At 39.5% G+C, this 4,161-nt stretch carries 5 protein-coding genes; 2 read left to right on the forward strand and 3 right to left on the reverse strand.

What is annotated here, in order from left to right; genetic code table 11:
- Positions 1-260 (forward strand): hypothetical protein (locus tag FW757_RS22880; RefSeq protein ID WP_446441763.1); only part of this gene is annotated, 260 nt, incomplete at its 5' end.
- A 3-nt stretch (positions 261-263) separates the two neighbouring features.
- On the opposite strand, the gene FW757_RS22885 is transcribed toward FW757_RS22880, so the two are convergent.
- Complete coding sequence (locus FW757_RS22885) at positions 264-629, reverse strand: hypothetical protein (RefSeq protein WP_182785315.1); 366 nt, start codon at positions 627-629, stop codon at positions 264-266.
- 214 nt (positions 630-843) lie between these two features.
- Positions 844-1,491, reverse strand: coding sequence for a DUF3658 domain-containing protein (locus tag FW757_RS22890; RefSeq protein WP_182798491.1), 648 nt, complete (start codon positions 1,489-1,491; stop codon positions 844-846).
- A gap of 105 nt (positions 1,492-1,596) precedes the next feature.
- On the opposite strand from FW757_RS22890, the gene FW757_RS22895 reads away from it, so the two are divergent.
- Positions 1,597-2,457 (forward strand): hypothetical protein, encoded by an 861-nt coding sequence (locus FW757_RS22895; protein WP_446441764.1) that lies wholly within the window; start codon positions 1,597-1,599, stop codon positions 2,455-2,457.
- Positions 2,458-2,952: 495 nt separating this feature from the next.
- Here the strand turns inward: FW757_RS22895 and FW757_RS22900 are convergent, their stop codons facing one another.
- The gene (locus tag FW757_RS22900) at positions 2,953-3,996 is read right to left on the reverse strand and encodes an IS110 family transposase (protein WP_446441765.1); all 1,044 of its coding nucleotides are present in this window, start codon (positions 3,994-3,996) and stop codon (positions 2,953-2,955) included.
- Positions 3,997-4,161: the final 165 nt, after the last annotated feature.

The raw sequence follows: 4,161 nt of genomic DNA on the forward strand, positions 1-4,161 counted from the left end.
CTTATGACCTCAATTTATCAGCTAAAGGAGCTTTTATGAAATCTAAATTATTTATCGGTGGTTCAATTCTGCTAGCTTTTGCTGTGTTTTCTGGACTGATGGAAACCATGTTTTATGGCAGCATTGATTCTGAAGGCGTACTTCAAGAAAGTCTGTTTTTACCTCTGACTTTTATCTGTTTAGCTTTATCAGTAACTTTCTATGCTTCGTCACTCATTATACAGGTAAAAGGGAGGCTAACCCATAATCAAAGCCATTAACGCTTATTCTACGATAGCATCATCAACTAAGATCAACCCTTCATCTACATCAAGCATCAGCTTGTGAGCACTTGAGTTGTTTTTTCTCTCTTGGTCAGCCTGTGTTGGATACCGACGTATAGTGACATCAACAGCCTTTTGTCCATCATAATCTATTGCAGTAAGTGTACTATACTTACCTAAAAACTGTTGCCCATATTGGTTGATGTTATTAGTAAGGTAATCTAGCTCGAAAGCACCTAGGTAGAGTGCGCTACTAGGAAGATCGTGGCAATCTAGACTGGAGTTTTTATCCGAATCAGGATTACTATTGGTTAAAGTATAAGGCGCAACAAACTTAAAAATGTTTTTATTATTTGAAATATTCAACGCAGTGATATTGGTATAGTCAAGCCATGCTGCATAATATTCATTGTTTGACAGGACGCCTTTTACGTAAGGCTTTGTATCTTTACTAGTGTCTATCTCGGTAAACTCTGTTAATTGGACTTGATTCTTATGATCGGTAAAAGTGATATAAAATGATTGAGTTGAGTTGTAAAGTCTTCATGGTATTCTCTTAGAGTTTAGTAGGTTACTATAATCAATTCTTGATTCGAATTTTTAACTGACGCGACTTATCTAAATTCCCTTGATACTCAAGACGAGTATCTTGTATTAAATAGTAGACTCGAGCAATGATGAAAGTGTCTGTAATAAGTTGCTCGCTCAACCCCAGAACATGACCAACTACTGCCAGCATTAATACAAAGTTTCCTTGGCCTTGTTCTTGGCATTGCCTCAATATTTGTTTATCAAAATAATCTTCACCAACAGACTTAACTTCGTTGCTTTCAAAAATACGCAATAAGCTGTCAGGTCGCTTCGATAGCTTAACTAGTTTTTGCCATAACTGTGCATATTGAATGCAATTTATGGGATTGATATTTTTTTCTTGATTATGCAGGAAGTCTAACATTTCAAGAGAACAGGCACCTACTCCATGTAGCATATGAGTGGAGAGGTCATAGTCGTTAATACTGATATGATAGAGTTTATGCTCATCAATTATATGGCAACACAAGTAAAGTAACGACTGTTCAGGCGCATTATCTCCATGCCAAATAACCACTTTGTGGTAAGGAGTAAAGTCAAAGTGACATAATTTACTAATGTCTTTAGTAATATCTACCAACCATTTATCTTCAATATTTGCGTCAGCAGCTTCTTCTAGATGTGCTATCTGCAACATATCAAATAGTTAAGTTTCGTTCTGCTATAATTCTATCTAACTATCTAACTATCTAACTAACTATCTAACTATCTAACTATCTAACTATCTAACTAAGGAATTTTCATGAAAACAAAAATATTTATAACGCTAACTTTGATAACGTTACTTTCTGGGTGTCCTTTAGAAGGTGATAACGGAAATACTGGAACTACAGGGGAAACAGGAGCTACAGGGGAAACAGGAGCTACAGGGGAAACAGGAGCTACAGGGGAAACAGGAGCTACAGGGGAAACAGGAGCTACAGGGCCTCAAGGTGTAATCGGAGTTGCTGGCATTAATTGCTGGGATCTAAATGGTGACCGAGTCAATGATCTCGATGAAGATATCAATAAAGATGGTCTGTGGAATGCCTATGATTGCGCTGTCGCCGCTACTCCTGAACAAAACCAGACAGTAGAACTGAATCATCAGCATATGTGTGAGGCCTTAGCGGCAAACAATATATATCCAGTAGGCTGCCCATCCAGTACTCATACAGTCCCCACCGGTACATTGACAAGAATGATATCTACAAACTTTTTTGACGATGGTACGGGCAATAGACTTCTAAGCTGTGGCGATAGCCCAAGCAATGGATTACTCAGCATAAGCCTACGAGACTTCGTAAACTCAGATGGCGTTACCGTTAAGGAAGGGTGGTGGGAGCTAGAGGGCGGATATATCGCTAAATCAGGAACTATGTCTATATTTGAATCAGTTAATGGCGGGTGCCAGGACCTCTGTGCAGCTGATGCAGACTGCATCGCTTCGGTCGCTGTTAGAAAATCGTCTGAATCTTCATCTTGCCGTTTATATTACCATTCAGATACTGCCATAAAATATGAGCGATTTTGTGGTAGGGAAATCCCTGGTGTCTTTAAAGCAGAAGATCAATGCAAACTAACTCTAGCCGCCAATGCTATTTGGGCGTCTAAGTGTCCATAACTTTGAATACTTAACACATATGAGCCTAAACTCTGTCAATAGGCACTAGTATTCTTTTTGACCGTTTTTATAAATGGACGGTCAATTCTAAATCAATAAACAAATTCGTTTACTTCGTCTGTCGATGCGGCTGTTAAGCAAGTTGCTTACGGCAAACACATATAGAGGCTCTCTTATTGCGATCTCATCGCAGCCTACTTTTTTCCATATCCTTATGGATTTGTAGGGGCACTAGACATTCATCGGTTAACCTAATCATGGCACTATTCAAGGCGGCTGGTTTCATCATGGTGATCCAGTTAGTTTCAGGCTCAAGTCAGGTGTAAGCGACTTTGTTTATTGTATTAATGCACGCGTACTGAGCATCTAATCAAGGCAAGTGGCTTAGGTCTGTAGGCATATAATCAGGTTAAACCTTACTGGTCATTAACTCACCCAATTGATTGATGCTCAGCCTTATATCCAGTTAGATGTTCAGCTCACTCAGTACCGTGACTAACTCTTTAAGAATTTTGCTTCATCGAATACCGTCTCTTTTTTAAGCATAAAATAAACACAGCGACCAAGCTTATGCGCAAGCGCTGACAGTGCTTTGGCTTTGCTCATTCGCTTTTGTAGTTTTTCAAGGTATTTGTTGGCGTTGTGATTGTGACGCAGCAGTAATACGGCAGCTTCCGAGAACGCCCATTTTAGATGTGCATTGCCAATTTTATTACCTTGGGTGCCATAGGTTTTGCCAGCAGACTCCGCTTTGCATTTGACCAACCGACTGTATGAAGCGAATTTTTGTACGCTTGAAAAGCGATTGATGTCACCAATTTCGTAAATGATAGTGAGTGCGAGAATGCGGCCTATACCATTAATTGTTTGCAAAATATTAAGGTGAACAGGGTTGTGTTGTTTAGCCATTTGTTCAATGTAATGCTCTAAAGGTTTAAGCTCCTTATGATAGCAATCGAGTATAGCCATGTTTAAATTAATAGAGCGTTGTACAACGGGATCAGGAAAGTAATAGCGCATTTTTTCTCTGTCGCAGACGTTTTTTAAATTGACATTATGGGCAGGTAAATTGTACTGGCTGGCAGTATTGGCGACATGGGCTTTTAAATCAGCACCATGACGGACGATTTTAGTTCTGCGCCGTAATAAGTCGCGTGTAGCACGCATATCTTTGTCATACACATAAGCAAGTGGGAAATTACCACCACGGATGAGTTTGGCAATTTTATGTGAATCTATTTTATCGTTTTTAGCTTTACCGCCATGAATCGCCTTCATGTATAGCGCATGACCAAGAATAAAGTCGATAGTGTGTTCTTTGCAAAAATCAGCGACCCAATACCAACAGTGCATGCACTCTACGCCAACCACAATGTCACCGATATACGGCTTAAGTAGTTTTAGTAGCGCTTCAGGGTCATCTTTAATTTTCTTGTGAACAAGGATAAGTCCTGTATTATCAATGATACAGACGTAAAGTAATCGCGCGTGTAAATCGATACCACAATAATACGGATGCATGTTATTGTAAAAGTTCAATGAGCTTTCTCCTATAAAGGTTAGTTGCCTTTTCAGCGTAGCGAATAATCGCGATGCTGGGGAGGAGGCTCAATGAGTATCAAGGCTTTAAAGTCGGACAAAAAACAGTTGGCTTTCCGTTCGTGCCTCACTTATTTTAGCCAACAATTTTTTGCCGCTTAACGT

It is taken from the genome of Pseudoalteromonas sp. 1181_04 (assembly GCF_052850545.1).